This is a genomic window from Chryseobacterium paridis (assembly GCF_016595215.1).
Taxonomy (GTDB): Bacteria; Bacteroidota; Bacteroidia; order Flavobacteriales; family Weeksellaceae; genus Chryseobacterium; species Chryseobacterium paridis.
In genome coordinates this window covers 1540932-1559899 of record NZ_JAENHK010000010.1, presented here as the reverse complement: position 1 = coordinate 1559899, position 18968 = coordinate 1540932, and the positions used below count along the sequence as shown (strand labels likewise).

18 protein-coding genes are annotated in these 18968 nt (G+C 35.5%); 8 read left to right on the top strand and 10 right to left on the bottom strand.

Going from position 1 to position 18968, the window contains the following annotated elements; genetic code table 11:
* Positions 1-295: 295 nt before the first annotated feature.
* The 3 genes from JHL15_RS16505 to JHL15_RS16495 form a co-directional block, all read right to left on the bottom strand.
* A complete protein-coding gene (locus JHL15_RS16505; protein ID WP_200247513.1) occupies positions 296-781 on the bottom strand; it encodes a hypothetical protein in 486 nt (161 codons plus the stop codon).
* Positions 782-908: 127 nt separating this feature from the next.
* Positions 909-1376, bottom strand: a complete 468-nt coding sequence (locus JHL15_RS16500) for a cupin domain-containing protein (RefSeq protein WP_200247511.1) — start codon at positions 1374-1376, stop codon at positions 909-911.
* Positions 1377-1468: 92 nt separating this feature from the next.
* Positions 1469-2167: a DUF1826 domain-containing protein gene (locus tag JHL15_RS16495; RefSeq protein WP_200247509.1), complete on the bottom strand. Its 699-nt coding sequence runs from the start codon at positions 2165-2167 to the stop codon at positions 1469-1471.
* Positions 2168-2407: 240 nt separating this feature from the next.
* On the opposite strand from JHL15_RS16495, the gene JHL15_RS16490 reads away from it, so the two are divergent.
* From JHL15_RS16490 to JHL15_RS16475, 4 genes are all read left to right on the top strand, one after another.
* The gene (locus JHL15_RS16490) at positions 2408-3391 is read left to right on the top strand and encodes an alpha/beta fold hydrolase (RefSeq protein WP_200247507.1); all 984 of its coding nucleotides are present in this window, start codon (positions 2408-2410) and stop codon (positions 3389-3391) included.
* Between the two features lie 243 nt (positions 3392-3634).
* A complete protein-coding gene (locus JHL15_RS16485; RefSeq protein WP_200247505.1) occupies positions 3635-4519 on the top strand; it encodes a helix-turn-helix domain-containing protein in 885 nt (294 codons plus the stop codon).
* Positions 4520-4627: 108 nt separating this feature from the next.
* Positions 4628-5299: a DsbA family protein gene (locus JHL15_RS16480; RefSeq protein WP_200247503.1), complete on the top strand. Its 672-nt coding sequence runs from the start codon at positions 4628-4630 to the stop codon at positions 5297-5299.
* 153 nt (positions 5300-5452) lie between these two features.
* The gene (locus tag JHL15_RS16475; RefSeq protein ID WP_200247501.1) at positions 5453-6109 is read left to right on the top strand and encodes an NUDIX hydrolase; all 657 of its coding nucleotides are present in this window, start codon (positions 5453-5455) and stop codon (positions 6107-6109) included.
* 105 nt (positions 6110-6214) lie between these two features.
* On the opposite strand, the gene JHL15_RS16470 is transcribed toward JHL15_RS16475, so the two are convergent.
* From JHL15_RS16470 to JHL15_RS16450, 5 genes are all read right to left on the bottom strand, one after another.
* Complete coding sequence (locus JHL15_RS16470) at positions 6215-6691, bottom strand: nucleoside deaminase (protein ID WP_200247499.1); 477 nt, start codon at positions 6689-6691, stop codon at positions 6215-6217.
* A 70-nt stretch (positions 6692-6761) separates the two neighbouring features.
* Complete coding sequence (locus tag JHL15_RS16465) at positions 6762-7637, bottom strand: helix-turn-helix domain-containing protein (RefSeq protein WP_200247497.1); 876 nt, start codon at positions 7635-7637, stop codon at positions 6762-6764.
* A gap of 111 nt (positions 7638-7748) precedes the next feature.
* On the bottom strand, positions 7749-8114 hold the full coding sequence (locus JHL15_RS16460; protein WP_200247495.1) for a DsrE family protein: 366 nt from the start codon (positions 8112-8114) through the stop codon (positions 7749-7751).
* 250 nt (positions 8115-8364) lie between these two features.
* On the bottom strand, positions 8365-9453 hold the full coding sequence (locus tag JHL15_RS16455; protein WP_200247493.1) for an NADH:flavin oxidoreductase: 1089 nt from the start codon (positions 9451-9453) through the stop codon (positions 8365-8367).
* A gap of 256 nt (positions 9454-9709) precedes the next feature.
* Complete coding sequence (locus tag JHL15_RS16450) at positions 9710-10126, bottom strand: thioesterase family protein (RefSeq protein WP_200247491.1); 417 nt, start codon at positions 10124-10126, stop codon at positions 9710-9712.
* 365 nt (positions 10127-10491) lie between these two features.
* Between JHL15_RS16450 and JHL15_RS16445 the strand changes: the two genes are divergently transcribed.
* From JHL15_RS16445 to JHL15_RS16435, 3 genes are all read left to right on the top strand, one after another.
* Entirely contained in the window at positions 10492-11109 is a 618-nt protein-coding gene (locus JHL15_RS16445; RefSeq protein ID WP_200247489.1) for a phosphatase domain-containing putative toxin, read from the top strand.
* Positions 11110-11447: 338 nt separating this feature from the next.
* Positions 11448-14321, top strand: coding sequence for a glycosyl hydrolase (locus tag JHL15_RS16440; protein WP_200247487.1), 2874 nt, complete (start codon positions 11448-11450; stop codon positions 14319-14321).
* Positions 14322-14411: 90 nt separating this feature from the next.
* On the top strand, positions 14412-14906 hold the full coding sequence (locus JHL15_RS16435) for a nuclear transport factor 2 family protein (protein WP_234047795.1): 495 nt from the start codon (positions 14412-14414) through the stop codon (positions 14904-14906).
* Between the two features lie 86 nt (positions 14907-14992).
* On the opposite strand, the gene JHL15_RS16430 is transcribed toward JHL15_RS16435, so the two are convergent.
* Positions 14993-16447, bottom strand: a complete 1455-nt coding sequence (locus tag JHL15_RS16430) for a sigma 54-interacting transcriptional regulator (RefSeq protein ID WP_200247485.1) — start codon at positions 16445-16447, stop codon at positions 14993-14995.
* 109 nt (positions 16448-16556) lie between these two features.
* Positions 16557-17699, bottom strand: a complete 1143-nt coding sequence (locus JHL15_RS16425) for a vWA domain-containing protein (RefSeq protein WP_200247483.1) — start codon at positions 17697-17699, stop codon at positions 16557-16559.
* Positions 17700-18081: 382 nt separating this feature from the next.
* On the opposite strand from JHL15_RS16425, the gene JHL15_RS16420 reads away from it, so the two are divergent.
* Complete coding sequence (locus tag JHL15_RS16420; RefSeq protein WP_200247481.1) at positions 18082-18912, top strand: helix-turn-helix domain-containing protein; 831 nt, start codon at positions 18082-18084, stop codon at positions 18910-18912.
* Positions 18913-18968: the final 56 nt, after the last annotated feature.

The following is an 18968-nucleotide window of genomic DNA, read 5'->3' as shown; positions in this document are numbered from 1 at the left end:
GATAAGATATAATGCTCACAAAGAATCAGATATTATTTGTGGATATTTTTATGAAAATAGATAAACAGCTAAATTGAAAAGAGACAGCCAAAGGCCGGCAGTTGATAGTTGGTGGTAAACAGATATTCAGTAGATACAATTACTTGAGTCCACTTAGAACCTTTTAAACATTATTAAACATATGATATTCAGCAGTTCTGGATTGATGAAATCATAGTTAACGAAGTGATTAAAAAAAAATAAATCCCCGGTTTAACAAAACCGGGGATTTTTAATATCATGTATTTTTATCTTCTTATTTTTTTGGCGTCAAAGAAAAATTATCCATGTATACGGCCTGATGTACTCCATTCAGCATCACTTTTAGCCCCAAATTCATATCTTTTTTTAACGAGATCGTATAGGTTTTTTTATCTCCTGTTATTTTTGAGGGTTTTGCTATGGATACATATGATTTAGTATCGGATGCATTACCTATTGAGAATAGTTCCAGTGTAGTTTCTCCACCATTGTCCGAAGCATCCAGTGACAAGGTATAGGTACCAGCTTTAATTTTGGGTGTAATCAAATACATATTCTCTCTCGGATCGCTCATTGAATAGAAAACGATTTTCTTATCACTACTGTAAAGCATTGCTTTTCCTTGCTGGGCAGTCCAACATTTGTTAATATCTTTCCAGGTGTCGAAATTTTCTATAAGTGTGGATACCGTTTTACACTGTGCGTTTGCGGTTAGAAATCCTCCCAAAGCCACTATTCCTGAAAATACAATCTTTTTCATATATTATTTACATATTATCAGGTAAAAATAATTAAAAAAAGCCAGTGGTGGAAAGGTATTCTTTAATAATTCTAAATTAACTTTAGTCTTTCTTTATTATTTGTGTTCTAAACTTACAATTTACTTACTATCGATTATTAGTCGTAATCACAAACATAATTAATGGCTCATCTCCTTTATTTTCAATAGAATGATAACCAATGGAACTGATCGCCGTAATATCTCCTTTTTGAAGTATTTTTTTTCGTTCGGGTCCTTGTGTTCCGGTTCTTTCACGATATTCTCCGGTTCCATGTACGACAACATATAGTTCTTCTTCATTTCTTTGATTATGGGTGTGAAACCCGGATTCATCACCTTTATTCAATAAAACCATATAAGCAGCCAGGCGATTATTGGTTAGCTCGTTGTGATCGAACATTTGTATCATGTATACAGTTCCTTTTCCACCATACATATTTTCACGTTTATCTATGCGCGTAAGAGTCCGTTCCTCCTTTTCAAATGCCATTACATAAAGATGAATGTATTTTGAAACCTCCTGTATAACGTGATCAAATTCTGCTCCTTCAGATAATATAACTGTATCAGCCATGTGAGTTAAATTTTAATTGATAATAATGAAGATCAATGTACCAAAAATTATAGGGTAACGCAAGGAAAATAACATATCATATCAAATCATTATTAACAGATAAGAAGCAATCGATATTCACCATCGTTTTCAATGGGGGCTCTATGAACACAAGGTAAGACTTTCTGCTCGGGATGATCTACTGCTAATCGCCAAAGATGCCCCAGCCCTAAATTGATAGGCTCTGCATTAGGTTTTGGTTGATAATGCAGATCGAAAAAATAGTCTTTCAGAAAGTCTTCAAATTCCTCTTCCGGACCATCATGCAATTCTTTAAGTTGTGCCCGGATTTCGGGAATCAAAATTTTTTGTTCAACCTGATTATTGGGCAGCATTTCGCTGGCAGCACCATGATAGGTACATAAAAAAGTATCCGTCAGAACAGGGGAGCGATCAACATGATAAGAATATACATCGGTTGAAAAGAAATCGAGCTCCTCATCGCGATCATAAAATTGAATTAAATTAAGTGAAGGTAATGCTCCAAGATCAGTTAATAACTGTAAATCATTCAAGATCACTTCCCTGGCTATATTCCCCTTTTCTGAGAGTTGGAGAGCTACAAGATCTTCAGCGGAAACTTCTGTAATATTCTCCAGTAATTGAAGTTTTGATACAATTTCTTTAAAATCCCCATCTAATTTTCTGTTCCAGCAAATAGCATTCATAACTCCATGAAAACGGGTATTTACAAGTTCAGAAAAAGTAGAAACTACGCCAATTTGATCGTTGTCAGAAAATGTATGGTCCATATTTTAGAATAAACAATTAAACTGTTTAATTCTTTACAAAAATAAGGAATAGGTAAGAAGAAGTTATGACCAAAACTAATTTTTTTATAATGACTTCTTAAGCTATTTATTTTTGGATTGTTATTTAAACGAAAAAAAACAGATTGTTTATTAATCATTTATAGTGATATTATGTATCATTATTAATCGTTATTTTTAATCGTAAATTGATTGTAATTTTGTCTCATCAAAAAAAGAAAAATGGAAATAAAAAAAGCAATCAAAACTTTCGTACTTGGGGCTTCTATATTGAGCTTATCTACAGGAAGTTCATTCGCACAATCTTCCAATCAATTAAAATTAAAAAATCAAATGGAAACGAATCAAATTCACTATCGTAACGTGAAAGCTGATGGTTTAAATGTCTTTTACAGAGAAGCGGGACCTAAAAATGGACCGGTAGTCCTTCTTTTACATGGATTCCCAACCTCTTCTTTTATGTATAGAAACCTCATTCCAATTTTGAGTACAAAATATCACGTAATTGCGCCTGATATGCCCGGTTTTGGTTTTACTGATGCACCTGGTACAAATGATTATCAGTATACATTTGAAAACCTGACAAAAACGATGCAGGCTTTTATAAACGAATTAAGACTTAAACGTTTTGCTGTTTATATTTTCGATTATGGGGCTCCGGTAGGATTACGATTAGCATTGGCTAACCCTGAAAAAATTACTGGAATTATTTCCCAAAACGGAAATGCATATGAAGAAGGGATGAGCCGGGGTTGGAACGGGTTGAAAGAATATTGGAAGAGCCGAACACCTGAAATGAAAGAAAAGATAATAAAACCGGCAATGTCATTTAAAACTACCAAATGGCAATATGAAACAGGAGTAAGCGATTTGTCCTTACTTGAGCCTGAAACTTATACTTTGGATCAGTATTTTCTGGATCGTCCGGGAATGGCTGATAAGCAAATGGATCTAATGGCAGATTATGAATCCAATATAAAATTATATCCTGCTTTCCATGCTTATTTTAGAGAGTATAAGCCCATGCTTTTAGCAGTTTGGGGAAATAAGGATCCATACTTTATACCACCAGGTGCTGAAGCGTTTAAGAAAGATCTTCCGAATGCCAAAGTAAAATTATATGATACCGGACATTTTGCGTTAGAAACGCATTTAAAAGAAATCAGTACTGAAATTCTTGAGTTTTTGGAAAAACTTCCTAAATAGAAAAACGGGTTAAATTTTACAATTTAACCCGTTTTTCATTTACTTCAAGCTTTCATCATTATAATACCTTATTCGTCTCAACGATGAAATTCTTTATCCTCAAATTGAAAAAATGATCCATGATAATACCGAATTTGTCCATTCCTCAATAGTGTTTATTCATGCAAATTTACTTTGTCTGATTCACGATTTGAAATCTAATACAAAGGGAAAACAGTTTTAATATACAATCAATTAAAAATAATGAATGATCTTAACTGCAGTAAAATTATAAAGGAAAGTCCGGAAACCATATCCTGGAATGAGGATATCTATCTGATGCATTATGTATCTGAGAAGGAAATACTAAAAGCCAATATGTGTGTGCATATGAATATGATCAGTATTGTAGTACAGGGGACAAAAGAAATTATTGCCTGCGGTGGCAAAACAATAGTATCTGCAGGTTCTGGATTTTTTATGAGAAAAGGATCTTATTTGGTCTCTGATAAAATTCAAGAGCAAGACAAAGGTTATGAATCTCTTATTCTGTTTTTTTCTGATCAATGGTTGCAATCTCAGATAAACACAATATTTGATGGTACAAATAGGAATAGACAAGAGAATGTAGATCAAACGAATGAAGATATTGTCTTGCTGGCAGAAGATCATTTCATGACGGCATTTTTTGTGCATCTTACATCTTATTTTACCCCAAATATTGATCAGGAACGTTTGGGACCTCTGTTACCAATCAAGATTCGGGAATTGTTCCAACTTTTAATTTCTGCACCTGGAGGGCATTATTTTGAAAAGCAACTCCGAAGACTGGATACCCATTTGCATCCTGACTTAGTGGTATTAATGCAAAGCCACTACAAAGAAAATATTTCACTTGAACAGTATGCATTTCTTGCCAATTGTAGCTTGTCAACATTTAAAAGAAAGTTCTATCAAACTTTTAAAATGAATCCTGGAAAATGGATCTTACAACATAGATTGGAAACGGCTTATGAATTATTGAAGAGCTCAGAAAAAAATATTACAGAAATTGCTTATGAGGTCGGTTTTGAAACGCCAGCGCACTTTATAACTTCCTTTAAGCAGAAATATAGAAATACACCCAAACAACTACAGCAACAACTGTAAACGCACTAAGTATTCTAAACTTTATCCGATAGTTTTTGAACTTTTGATGAAATAGCTCCGTTAGATAACATGCTAATTTTGTTATACAAACTTTTAAAATGTAGAGTTATGAAAATGTATTATTTTACAGATCCGATGTGTTCATGGTGTTATGGTTTTAGTCCAGTGGTAAAAAAATTGAAAGAAAGCTATCCGGAAATTGATCTTCAGATTATTTCCGGTGGATTTTCACCCGGAAGCACACAGGCAATCACAGATGAATACAGGAGCTTTCTTGAATATCATTGGAGAAATGTAAATCTGTGTAGTGGTCAATACTTCGATCATTCAATGAAATTTGCTACCGAAAATTTTTATTATGATACAGAACCATCGAGTCGTGCACTGGTAGTCATGAACAAATTTTTACCCAATCGGGATTTCGAATTTTTAAGCCTTGTCCAAAAGTCATTCTACGCCGAAGGAAAAGACATTACCAATGATGTGATATTGGCTGAGTTGGCTGCAGAAATAGGTGTTGAAAAGAATGTCTTTCTGGAAACTTTTCATTCTGAAGAAATAAAACAAAAAACACTTGAAGGATTTCAGTTGAGCAGAAAATTGGGCGTTAAAGGTTTTCCAACTTTGCTTACTATGGAAAATGGCATTGTAGAAGTATTGGCCAATGGTTTTCAGCCTTACGACAGATTAAAACCAATTATTGACGATTGGCTGAAAAGTTTGGCTGTGGCAGCAATGAAAAATGAACAATCCTGTACCGGAGGTACTTGTGGATGTTAAAATGAGGAAGAGGTGACTTTAAAAAAGGACCTCTTCCGATTTTAAACTTATAGTTTTAATCGTTTGATAATTTGATATATACAGATCAATTGTATGACGATTTGAAATTGTAAAAAATCAAATATTGAAAAATTGAACCCACATTTATAAACAATGGATTCATCATACCTCCTTCCTTTACCTGTTAAACAACTTTGTAACGGATTGAAAAAAACGCTTCCAGGTAAAAATGCCCATGATCAAATGGAAGCATTATCTGCAAAATATCTTGGATTAAAACCAAATAAAAATACCAGAAAGAGTGCTGTTTTAATTCTTTTATATCCTTCAGCGAATGAAATCTGTTTCCCTTTGATTTTACGAAATTCATATGATGGATTTCATTCCGGAGAAATAGGATTTCCAGGTGGTGCGTATGAGGGAAGTGACAAAGATTTGATTCGCACGGCACTCCGTGAAGCCCAGGAGGAAATTGGGATAAACCGGGATAAAATAACAATATTAGGGACGCTTACCGAGATTTTTATCGGTCCAAGCAATTTCCTCGTCCTGCCAGTGGTTGGATATATTTCTCAACAGCCTGATTTCATGCTTGATCCGCGCGAAGTTAAACAGATCTTTGAAGTGAGTATGGATTATTTTACTCACCCAAAAGTTAAGGGATACAGTGAGATCCATATTCCAGGTGATAAGGTTTTGACACCTTACTATGAGCTGGACGGTCATAAAGTTTGGGGAGCTACTGCCAAAGTAATAATCGAATTGCTATCAGTTACAAATGGAAATTTCTCAAATACAGTTCAGGAATAACATGATCATTAAATCCTATATAGCGAATGAGGATCTGATCTTGATAGGCTTTGTAATTTTTGGACATGAAAAAGCCTTTCAAATTTGAAAGGCTTACATGATATTCTAATTTATATTTTTTTGATTGGCAAGTTGAACAGTGAACTGCTCATTTAAGAGTTCACATTCATGTTGTAACAAGCCAGATTCAATTTCAGGTTTCTTTCCCCATTTGGGAATCGTTTCTGTTTCAAGAATTTTAAACTCTGAAGATTGTCCACCAACCAACGGAACAGAAACCCCAAAAACAATTTTTGCGATTCTATGATGTCTGATCAGGTAAGAACACATAATGCAGGGTTCATGAGTGGTAAACATGACAGATTGATGCAAGACATCTTTATAACCTTGATTCAGAGCATCTTTTACAGCCAGAATTTCTGCATGTTGAGTGATGTCACCTGTCGATTTTCCGGATTCGATTCCTTTACCTATAATTTTATCTTCAAAAACCAATAGGGATCCTACCGGAGGATTGCCTTTTTTTAATGCCAGTTTAGCGAGTTCAATGCATTCAAGCATGTATTTATGATAGGATTCCATGGTTATTTTGTTTTTTTTTAATTCATCTCAAGAAACTGGCTGAAAGTTTTTAAAAAGATTGTAATTGGTATTAGCCTTTGTTGAATCCAATGGTATTCCGATAGACTTGAGGTGAGATATCTGTTTTAATTTTAAAGACTCTGCTGAAATAGTATTCATCTTCATATCCGAGTTCATAAGCTATTTCTTTAATTGTTTTATCTGTAAGGTACAATTCCCTTTTTGCTTCAATGATAATCCGTTCGGTGATCAGATCAGAAAGAGTTTTATTAAAATGATTTTTTGTGATCCGTGCCAGAGAAGTTGGCGTTTGATTCAGCATGTCGGCGTAATCACTTGCAGAATGCTTAATCCGGAAATTATTTTCTATTGCATTTTTCAGACTCTGGATAATAAATTGTTGTTTTGCATTGCGCTCTCCTTCGTTCTGAACAGATTGCTGGTCAAGTTTTATCCTTGTAGCCATTACCAGTAAAATTTTAAGGTATGAAACAAGCACCTCATCCTTCCTGAAACCTTCTGATTTTAATTCACTTGTAATTCCTTGGATGAGATTCAATATGTTGCTTTTACAGCTTTCATTCAGATGAATAAAGGGCTGTTCATAGATGTTATTAAATAAAATGCCGTTAGCTGCTATTTCCTTTTGATGACGATATATACAAAAGAAATCATGATGGAACTGTATTGAAATGCCCATTAATGGTTTTGGGGAATACAACATAAAGGGCTGATAAGGATAGAATGCAAACAGGGTATTCTCTTTAAATGCATAATCACATAGATCCACTTTTGCGTGCCCTTCTCCAGAAGTGATGAGTATAAGGGTGAAATAATTATTACGCTGCATATGATCAAAATAACTATTGTTATCAAACTCAAACAGCTTGAAGGCCAAATTTCCATTCTGTTGATTAGCGAGCGTATATACAGATTGTGATAGCATGATGCTTGCAATTTAATTAATATTTTTTAAACTTTTTATTCAGAGGTATAACGGACCACTTTTATTTAAAACTACCCTCATACGGAATTTGAGGGCAGTTTCAACACCTGGTTAGAAAGTCAAAACATCATAACCTTCATTTCTCAGGTTAAGAAAACTTGGTAGGCCAGGAGTTCCCGGTACTTCATTATCGTTTAACAGATCATAACCGGAAACTTCTGTTCCAAATACTGCAACGCAACCTTTAGAAAGACCATGTACATGATCCTTTACTTCCTTATAAAGTCCATATACCGGATGTTCGGGCTTTTCAAGTTGTTCAGGCCATCTGATACCTGCTCCCTGAAAAATAATCTTTACATCTTCTCCTGCATGCTTGAACTCATATGCTGATGCTAAAGCGTTAAATACTCTTCCCAGTGCTTCTTCTGAACTAGCTTTGGGATCAGAAAGAATAATAATAGCTGTTTTTTTCATATAAAAGAATTTATTTACACTGCAAAGATGTGGCAATAAGGGCTTTTATAAAATGGATGATTTTTACTTTATAATGGAGATTTTTTCACATGATCGGATGTGTCATAAAATAATAGATTATATCGCCTCTGAACAAATAGTTTATAACAAAGAAAAGCGAGCTTTCTCATGATAGCCCGCTTATTTCCGGATGTAATTTTTATTGATTATTTTCAGATTGTCGTTTTGCAGTCCAATGCTATAATCTTGATCATTTTGAACCCGGATAGACAAAGGTCTGCCATCCCCGCATCGTATCAATGAAACGTTCGCTCAATCCTCCCTGGCGCAGATACTCTGCTGTTACGGGTAATTTGGGACTGTCATACATAGGATTTGCCTTTACCTGAAGAGGGAAATCCCGCTGAAGAATGCCAGCTCTTGCAATAAGTACAAAATCACAACCTTCATCCAGCAGTTCTCCGGCACGTTGTGCACTCATGATTTTTCCTGCTGCACCTAAACGCACACCTTTTCTGGGAAGTTCCGTAAATACACTGAGCATTGTTTTTCCCTGAAAACTTCCTTCTCTGACAATTTGAGCTGAATCCCAAAGGGCAAGATCGAGATAATCGATCAGTTCACGATCAAAAATTTCAGCAGTGATTTCCCGCAATTCTTCAAGAAGTAACCCATAACGTTCTATTGATAATCGCCAACCTATCTGGAAGTGAGGACCACAAGCCTTACGAATACCCTCTATAACCTCAATCGTAAAACGGGCTCTATTTTCCAGGCTACCTCCATATTTATCCTTGCGGTCGTTCAGGTTTGGAGACAGAAATTCTGAAAGAATCCATCCAAAAGCGCCATGTACTGAGACGCCATCGAAACCTGCGAGTTGTGCTCTTTTTGCCGCAGAGATAAAACTATCCCGAATTCGTTCCACTTCTTCGGTTGTGATTGCGTTAATCCCTGGAACCGTTTTGCTGGAGGCAGGAGCAGGTATTCCTCCAAACTGAGGTTGAGCACGATGTCCGGCGTGGTGTAGCTGGACTGCAGACAAACCGCCGCCCTCACGAATTGTCGTAGCCATTTTAGCCAGACCATGTAAATGTAGATCACTATGAATTCCCAACTGTCGCTCAAATGCAATACCGCCTGCTTCTACAGTAGCAGCACTGGTTTGGATTAATCCGTAATTGCTTTGAGCCAGTTGTTCAATCCAGGATTGGTCGTATTGGGATGCTGTGCCATCATGAGCACTTTGCTGACTGGTCAGTGGAGCCAACATGAAACGATTTCTCATTGCCGGGCCATGCAGCAAAGTGAGTGGCTTGAATAAATCAGAAACAGACATTTTTATTTAAATTTTTGTTGTTGTATTGAGATAGATTATAATCTATTGCAAAGATGCCCTGATAGTTGTTTCTGAAAAATGGACGTTTTTTACTATATGATGGATGTTTTTGGATTTGATCCCTGAATACAATGCAGTTATGTCTTTACTGCATATCTCATTTAATAGGATTGTCTTAAAATAAAATTTCCTCCAGCCGTGGAGGAAATTTATTGATTCTTTGCTGATCGCTTTTAAGCTTTTCTTATGAAAGATGTTAGTCCTCCAAAATCGGAGCATCTTCAATAAGTGCTTGTAAGGATTCCGGAAGATAGGGTCTGCCACCGGTAGCAGGAACACATGTGCCCGTGAAAGTAGCTTTTGTAGTGACCTTGCCATTCAGGATAATGGATTGCTTAAAGTGTATTTTGGGAGCATCGTTCTTATCGCGGAACAATTCACAGGTTACCGTGAAGGTATCTCCTTTTTTTAAAGATCTTAGAAAACTGATCGTATATCCGGATAAAACCATATTGACTCCATTTTTTGCTTCGTTTTCGAGATTGAAGCCCAAAACCTCATCAATATATTGGTGTCTGCAGTATTCCATGTAAAAAGGATAGTATAAACCATCCATAATTCCCTGTACATCGATGTGCTCATCTTGAGTCATATATTCTTTTGAATATTTCATAATGATAATTCTAATTGATTATATAAAGCTAATTATAAATTTCACTAAATCAAAATAGAATCGACGTATCTACGGGTGGTATATTAAATTTAATGAAATTTTAATATCTGTTATATCTCTATTTGTTGAAATATGTGATTTTATCCATACATTTGTTGCTTATTTCCAAATAATTATAAAAGCTTGTAATTATTTTGCATCAATTGTATCGGTTTATGTGTAAAAAATATAATGTACCTATTTTTAATAGTTATATAGATAGGCATTTGCATTAATTTACAGAGGATGACAAAGAGAAAGCAGAGGCCCGATAACTATGATAATGTTAATGAGTAAAAACATTCTTTTAAACTAAAATAAAAAACATGAAAAGAACAATTTTTATCATTTTGGCTTTGAGCACACTGGCTTGTGCTGCTGAAAATTCTGAAGATTCATTAGCTCAATCGGCTTACAATTCCAAGAATTCTGAGCTGGTTGCTAAATCTACCACTTCCCGCCCTCAGAACTGGGCTCAAAAAGTTACAGGATCACCTTTTGATAATCTGTATAAAGTCAATAATGATATTTATCGAAGTGAACAGCCTGATAGTGATGGTTATGACTATCTTGAACAAAAGAATATTGCCTCAATTCTCAATCTGAGGTCAGGACATATAGATAATGTTTCAGGAACTGATTTTACCGGAAATTTATATAATGTACCTATGACTGCTTCATCTGTTTCAGATGTAGAAATTATTAAGGCTTTAAAAATTATAAAAAATGCTCCCAAGCCAATCGATGTACATTGTGCCCATGGAAGTGACAGAACCGGAGTTACTATGGCAATGTACCGTATTGTTTTCCAGAATTGGAGTAAGCAGGATGCTACCAAAGAGATGACAGATGGCGGATATAATTTCCATCCACAATATACCAATCTGATTAATTATATCACAGATGTAGATGTGAATTACATTAAAACACAGGTATTTAATTAATCCAGATTCAGAAATATTAAAAGTCCAATATCATCATGATATTGGACTTTTAATTCTTATAACTTACCATTTCAGTTTACAATAGTACTAGTCATTTGGGGAGTTATTATATTGCTAAATCAAAGAAATATCTTACCTTATCCATTAAAACATGAATTAATCCAGAACAATAAAATTTCTGGATTTTTTTAGCTTTAATAATCCTTTCGTATTATTTATTCCAACAAAAGTGTATTATTACAGGCAAATCCATTAAATTTGGTTCACTCGTTAACCTGGTTTCTATAACGATGGAACCTGTTAGGTGACCGTTATAAATTTTAATACATATACCATTCATGGAAAGAAGAGACTTTTTGAAACAATGTTCAGTGGCAGCATCAGGCTTAGTTTTAGCGAATATATTGCCTTCTTATGCAAACGCAATGTTGAGAGAAGAACATGTATCAAAATCTAAGTCACTATTTGACCTGTTCACTAATCCTGAAAATCATTACCGGCCATTTGTTCGCTGGTGGTGGAATGGTGATAAAATAGAAAAGACAGAGCTGGCTCGTGAACTCAGAATTTTAAAAGAAGCTGGAATAGGAGGTGTGGAGATCAATCCCATATCATTTCCTTTACGAACGGATGATATGAATAAACCCAGTGTAGATTGGTTAAGTGATGAGTGGATTGAATTATTAAACTTCACTTTGGAAGAAGCAAAATCATTAGATATGACCTGTGATCTACTTGTCGGTACCGGATTTCCGATGGGAGGTGCTTTTCTGGAAAAGGAGGAATGTTCACAAATTGTGGTAATAGCTGCTAAAAAACTGAAAGGACCGCTAATAACAGAATTTTCCCTTTTTGATCTTTATAAAGAAGCAGATCCGGCAATTACCAGTCCCTATACGGGAAGAACGATGGAAATGCTCGAGGTAAAGCTCGTACCTGATCCATTGAATAGGCTGGATGAAGTGATCAACTTGTCAGATCAGATTAAAAATGGAATGATCAAGGTTTCAATACCCAAAGGTGATTATGCCATCTACGGACTGGTGAAAATAGAACGCTTTATGAGTGTCATCCAAGGTGCTCCCGGAGGGATGGGACCCGTATTGAATCATTATGATACTGCCGCTGTCAAAAAGTACCTCAACAGGATGAGTGATACCATTCAGCAAAAAATAGGACCACTTGCTCCTAAAGTCCGGTCCTTCTTTGTTGACAGTCTAGAGACGGAAGGAACCAACTGGAATAGCGATATGATGAGCGAATTTCAAAAAAGGAGAGGCTATGATCTGTATCCTTATTTACCTTTTGTTTTATTTAAAATCGGAGGTATGGGAAATACGACGGGACAGAATATCCTTTATCCGGTAAAAATGGGTCACGAGTTCAAAAAGACGATAGACCGGATGCGGTATGATTTTGAACTGACAAAAGCAGAAATATTTGAAGAAAGATTCCTTCATACTTTTACAGAATGGTGTAAGGATAATAAGATAAAATCAAGAGCACAGGCATATGGACGCGGTTATTTTCCTTTGGAAGGAAGTTTCGATATTGATATCCCCGAATGTGAAACCTGGCTGAAATATGGCATCGGAGAAGATATAAGTGAAGAAAAAATGATGCAATATCCATGGCATTTGGGTAGGGGGAATACAATGATCAATAAATTCGTATCCTCAGCTGCTCATTTAAAGGATAAAAAACTGATCAGTTCTGAAGAACTCACCAATACAGACATGGTTTTTAATGAATCATTAGAAATATTTAAAATCGCAGGTGATCAGAGTACGATATCGGGAGTTACCCATCCTGTTTTTCACGGTTTTAATTACTCGCCACCTGATGCAGCTTTCCCAGGCTGGATAACGTATGGAGGGTATTTTAGTGAGAAAAATACGATGTGGCCATACTTTAAACACTATACAGATTACCGTGCACGATTGTCAGCGGTACTGCAGCAAGCGACTATGTTTGCCGACATCGCCCTTTTAGCACCTTTTGCAGATCAATGGTCGGAGTATGGTGCACAAAATGAACCTTTCCCGGTTATGGTTTCCCCGGCGTACCAGGCTTTGATATGGGAATCTATTCATCAGAACGGTAATGCATGTGATTATGTTTCAGAGCGTGTGATCAATGACTCGGAGGTCAGTAAAGGTTTTCTTACTTATGGAAAGAGGAAATATCATACTTTGTTTTTACTGGCAGTACATAGTTTAGATACGGCTACAGCTGGTAAATTACACGAGTTTGTAAGTGGAGGCGGAAGGATCTTTTGCATAGAAGCCATACCGGATCGATCTACAGGTTGGGCTCATTATGAGAAAAGAGATCAGGAAGTACAGGAATGGGTTAAAAAAATGCAAACTTTTCCTGATCGTTTTATTTTCTTACCTAAACCAACAACGGATTTCCTGGGCTGGTATAAAACAATTCAGGAGAAATATGATTTTAAACCCTATCTAAAAATAAAGGAACCAAAAACATTTATAACACAGGTACGCTACCAAACGAATAGAGCTGAACTTTTTATGCTGACCAACTCCAGCAGTAAGCACAGCGTATTGCTTGATATTACGTTTGACAAAGATATACTTAAAAATAAACAACCCTGGTTATGGGATGCTGTAACAGGTAAGCGGTTCAAGCTGGATATGATGGAAGGACGTTTATATATCGATTTAGGTCCGGCAGATTCAAAATTGATCGTTTTTGATCATGATAAAAAAGGGAACATCTGGAAAGCAAGTCCATTGAATGGAAACAATGCAAAAGAGTTAGAAGGTACATGGGATGTTGAATTCAGACATTACGATGGAACTATTAAAAAAGAAGAGTTAAGTAAACTTATTGATCTAAAAGAAATGCCTGTCTATGCTAATTTTGCAGGAACAGCGGTTTATCGAAATACTTTTCAATTAAAAGAGGGTGATAAAATGGGCTATATAAATCTGGGAAATGTGTACGGGATCTGTGAAATAAGGATTAATGGAGTAGAAGCTGGAACCCAATGGTATGGCCGCAGGATTTATCCTTTAGAAGGTTTAGTTCGAAAAGGAAATAATGAAATTGAAATTAAAGTAGTAACCGTTATGGTCAACTATATGAAGACCCTTAAGGATAATGTAGTTGCACAATACTGGACGAATCAGAAAAAGAAAGAACAACCATTGCAATCTATGGGCTTGGTAGGACCGGTAACTATTTACTAATAAAGATTAAAGGATCGCGTAAAGTGCATATACTAGTTGCTTACATTATTGTTAGTATCTTACATTAAGCGTTTGATAAAACGAATTCATATGGTCTGTTATACATTTGTGTATATATTTTGGGATACAGATATGAAAATAGTAACAATTATAGTAATAATAATGACTTCTGTTGGGTTCTTGGCCAATGCACAGGTATCAGAACGGTTAACAAAAAATACCATTAAAAACAGTTTGAATATGAATAATAAAGCAATACTGGAAAAAGCAAATTTGGCGATCAGTAAAGGAGATTACGAAGGATTTCTGAAATTCTGTACCGACAATACCAAATGGACATTTGTGGGTGATCAAATCCTTGAAGGAAAGGAGCAGGTTCGGCAATATATGGCAACAGCGTATTTGGAACCTCCTAAATTTAAGGTAGAAAAGCTGATCGCAGAAGGTGATTTTGTAACAGCGATTGGGGAAATCAGTATGAAGAATAAAGAAGGAAAAATGATTAATTACTCATATTGTGATGTGTGGCAATTTCATAAGGGGAAGATGGCAGAATTAACTGCTTTTGTTATTGAAATTAATTAGACCAGAACTGATGTATAATTTAATTCTGTATATCTTATAAACAAAATCCCTCGATAAGCCGAGGGATTTTTTTAGTATATGTAGTATCAATTTCGGAAAAACTGACCTACATCTGCAGAATCAAAACTGAAAGCATTTTGGTTTTCTGTTTTATCTAATTTTTTGCTGATCGTTAATGCCCATAAAACTAATTCTTTACAGAAATTCTGATCTTCAGCACTTAGCCCCGAAGTATTTTCTTCAACTACTGTTGCTAAGGGAGCTATGCTGTTAAGCTTACTATAGAATTCCTTGTCCGTATCGCCGTAATTGAGTTCAAGGTGGTTTTTATTAAACCATTGTATTAAATCAGTGTATGGGGTTTTTATACTTTCTCTTTCCAGTTTAGAAATGCGTGGGAATAAACTTTCAAACTGGATCATGATCGCTTTGTCAATTAAAATTTTTGCGACATAGTCTGCGCCTTCCTGCTCACCTTCATAAACCAGTTCTATTTTACCTGTAATCGATGGAATAATCGACATGAAATCGAGAAGACGAACAGTCGTCTTTTTAGCACCGGATTCGATCAGGCGCAACTTGGCTGCTGCAACTAAATTCTCCATGGCGCTGATCGTAAGTCGGGCACTTACGCCACTCTTTGCGTCTACATATTCACTATCACGGGCAGCGAAAGCTACTTCTTCTAAAAGATCTTTAGCAAGATTTGGAATCTGTATGTTCGATCTGTCTTCTGGTGAAACTTTAGCTTCTTGTTCTGTAATTTGTCTTGCAAGGGAAATAGTTTGCGGATAATGAGTGAAAATTTGAGATCCGATTCTATCCTTTAAAGGAGTTACTATACTTCCACGATTGGTATAATCTTCCGGGTTAGCGGTAAAAACGAATTGGATATCAAGAGGCATTCTCAACTGAAACCCACGAATCTGAACATCACCTTCCTGTAAGATATTAAATAAGGAAACCTGGATTCGTGCCTGTAAATCAGGAAGCTCATTCAATACAAATATCGAACGGTTGGCACGTGGAATCATTCCATAATGCAAAACACGTTCATCGGAATAAGGTAATTTCAGGGTTGCTGCTTTGATCGGATCTATATCACCAATTAAATCGGCAACATTCACATCCGGTGTTGCCAGTTTTTCAAAGAAACGATTGGAACGGTGTACCCATGAAATAGGGGTTTCATCACCAAGTTCCGCAATAAGGTCTCTTGCAAATTTTGATATAGGCTGAAAAGGACTGTCATTAATCTCAGATCCTTTTACAATAGGCATATATTCATCCAGCAGATTGACCATGCTTCTTGCAATTCTGGTTTTTGCTTGTCCACGTAGACCTAATAGATTAATATGATGACCGGCAAGAATAGCTTTTTTCAATTGAGGAACTACAGTATCTTCATAACCTAAGAGCCCTTCAAATACGGGTTCTTTAGCTTTGATTCTGGCAATTAAATTAGCCTGAATTTCTTCATTGATTGTTTTATCTGTATAACCGGAATTCTTTAATTCCTTGAATGTAATATCGTTTTTCATTTTCTTGTAAGTAATAACAATTATTTAATGATATATATTTTAAATATAACGTCGTAATCATAATTTTGGCAACTGGCAACTGGCAACTGGCAACTGGCAACTGGCAAACCTATATTCTCCTGATCCTATTCTTTTCATAATCTTCAAAAATCATTTGTCCCAGACCTGATAACCCGGTTAAAAAGGCTTTCCCTTTATTTTGTGCGGTAAATGCATCTACAAACTTACGCAGATAAGGATCCTGAGCAATCATAAAGGTGGTAATAGGAATTTTTAGTTTTCTGGCTTGTGCAGCTCTGTTGAGACACTGGGAAACGATCATTTCATCCAGACCATTACTGTTCATATAAAATTCTCCGGTGGGTAATTGTATACAACTTGGCTTTCCATCAGTAATCATAAAGATCTGCTTGTTGGTATTTCTTTTTCTTCGGAGGATATCCATTGCCAGTTCCAGCCCGGCAACAGTATTGGTATGGTAAGGTCCGACTTTTAGATACGGTAGATCTTTAACTTTGATCGGCCAGGCTTCATTTCCAAAGACAATAATATCAATAGAGTCTTTAGGATATTTACGGTTAATTAATTCTACCAAAGCCATAGCTACCTTTTTGGCTGGAGTAATACGGTCTTCACCATATAAAATCATAGAGTGGCTGATGTCAATCATCAACACGGTACTCATCTGTGCTTTATGCTTGGTTTCTTCTACAATAAGATCGTCTTCGGTAAGGTGTAAATCTGAAATCCCATTATTGATCTGGGCATTTTTTAAGCTTTCCGTCATGTTCACCGTGGATAGATCATCTCCGTATTGATGCGAACGGTTTTCTCCATCCCGCTCATCACCAATGCCTGTTTTTGTTGTACGGTGGTTTCCAATACCTGTCTTTTTCAGTTTTCCGAAAATCTGGTCTAATGCATATTCCCGTAAGGCAGACTCTAATTTAGCGGTCAGTATATTCTTGCCTTTCCCTGATCCTGAATTTCCATCTTCAGGGTCATCTTCTTTTTTAATATATCCACGCTTTCTCAGATCCTCTTCAAAATCCTCGACGGTATAACCCTCGTCGAAAATATCATATTCTTTATCAAGCATATCAAGCCATTCAAAGGCTTCTTCGAGATCTCCGGAAGTATGGGTAAGCAAATCTTTGAAAACATCAAAGACCCGGTCAAAATTTGACATCTCTTCCGGAATATGCTTACTGAATGTGAAACCTTTTTGAAAATTAAAATTTTTGTTAGTCATAACATGTTACTGTTTTTCTACTAATTGCTAATAAATGTTTGGGTAATTATTTGAAATTAAATGAATTAATGAATTGTTGCTGTTATTAAATGTAAGCAAATTTACCTGTAGGTATTTTATATTATTTTCCTTAGTTGAAACATACAAGTTATGAAAATATCTCATCCGGAAAAATAGAAAATACGAATGACTGTGATATGAAATGAGAATATATATTGATGTACAAGATGCAGGTATATTATAAGTAATCTGGATTTAATTAATGATATAAAATCTCTTATTTTGAATGTATTTTCCTTTATTAAAGCAATATTTGGTAAAATTTTTATATTTATAAAACGTTTATTTAAAAAGGGTTTTTTTTCATAGAATTAGCAGAAGTATGTATACAATAACGGAGCAGTTAAAAGATAATGGTTTTAGTATCAATCGATTAGATTATATTATGAAAAGAAATAATAACAGAAGAGAGCTCAATACGCTGGAATACTTCTGTATATATATTATTTTAGAAGATATCAAATTAACAGTTGAGGATGTTCCGTATGACATTACAGCAGGAAATATAGCTTTTGTTGGTCCTCAGAAGAAAATTGTTTTTGGGAAAACCAAAAGATCCGATATTTTTGTGATTGCCTTTTCATCAAGCTTCTACGAAAGATCAACAAAAGATAGTTTGTTCATCAACTCCCAGCTTTTCTTTAATTATGATTCAGATGTTTTTGTTGCTCCCTTTACAAACATAGAGCAGATGAGGGTGATTTTTATGGAGAGAATGGAGAGCTTTCAGCTTAAAGATAAAAGCCTGTACATTTCTGCAGCCCACAATGCAATCGAAAGATTGATCCTTGATGCTTTCCTGCATATTCCAACAGAAGAGATCAGGAAAGACTTTAAATTCGATTATATGTATTACGTAAACCGATTTAAAGTTATTCTTCAAAGAGATTATAAAAAAGAAAAGAAGGTTTCTTACTATGCCAATGAGCTGAATATTTCTTCCAGAAGGTTGACCGAAATGACCGAGTATGTGTTGGGAAAGAAGGCTAAGCATATTATTATCGAAAAGCTGGTCAATGAATGTAAAAAAGCTCTTGTTTTTTCTAACTGTACCATTTCCGAAGTCTCTTATGAGCTGGGTTTCAGCAATGAAGGAAATTTTAGCAACTTTATAAAAAAGCATACCGGAAAAAATCCCTCCGAATTGAAATAATTATAGAACTTATTGTATAAACTTATAGAATTAATTGTATATTTACCTAAGTAACC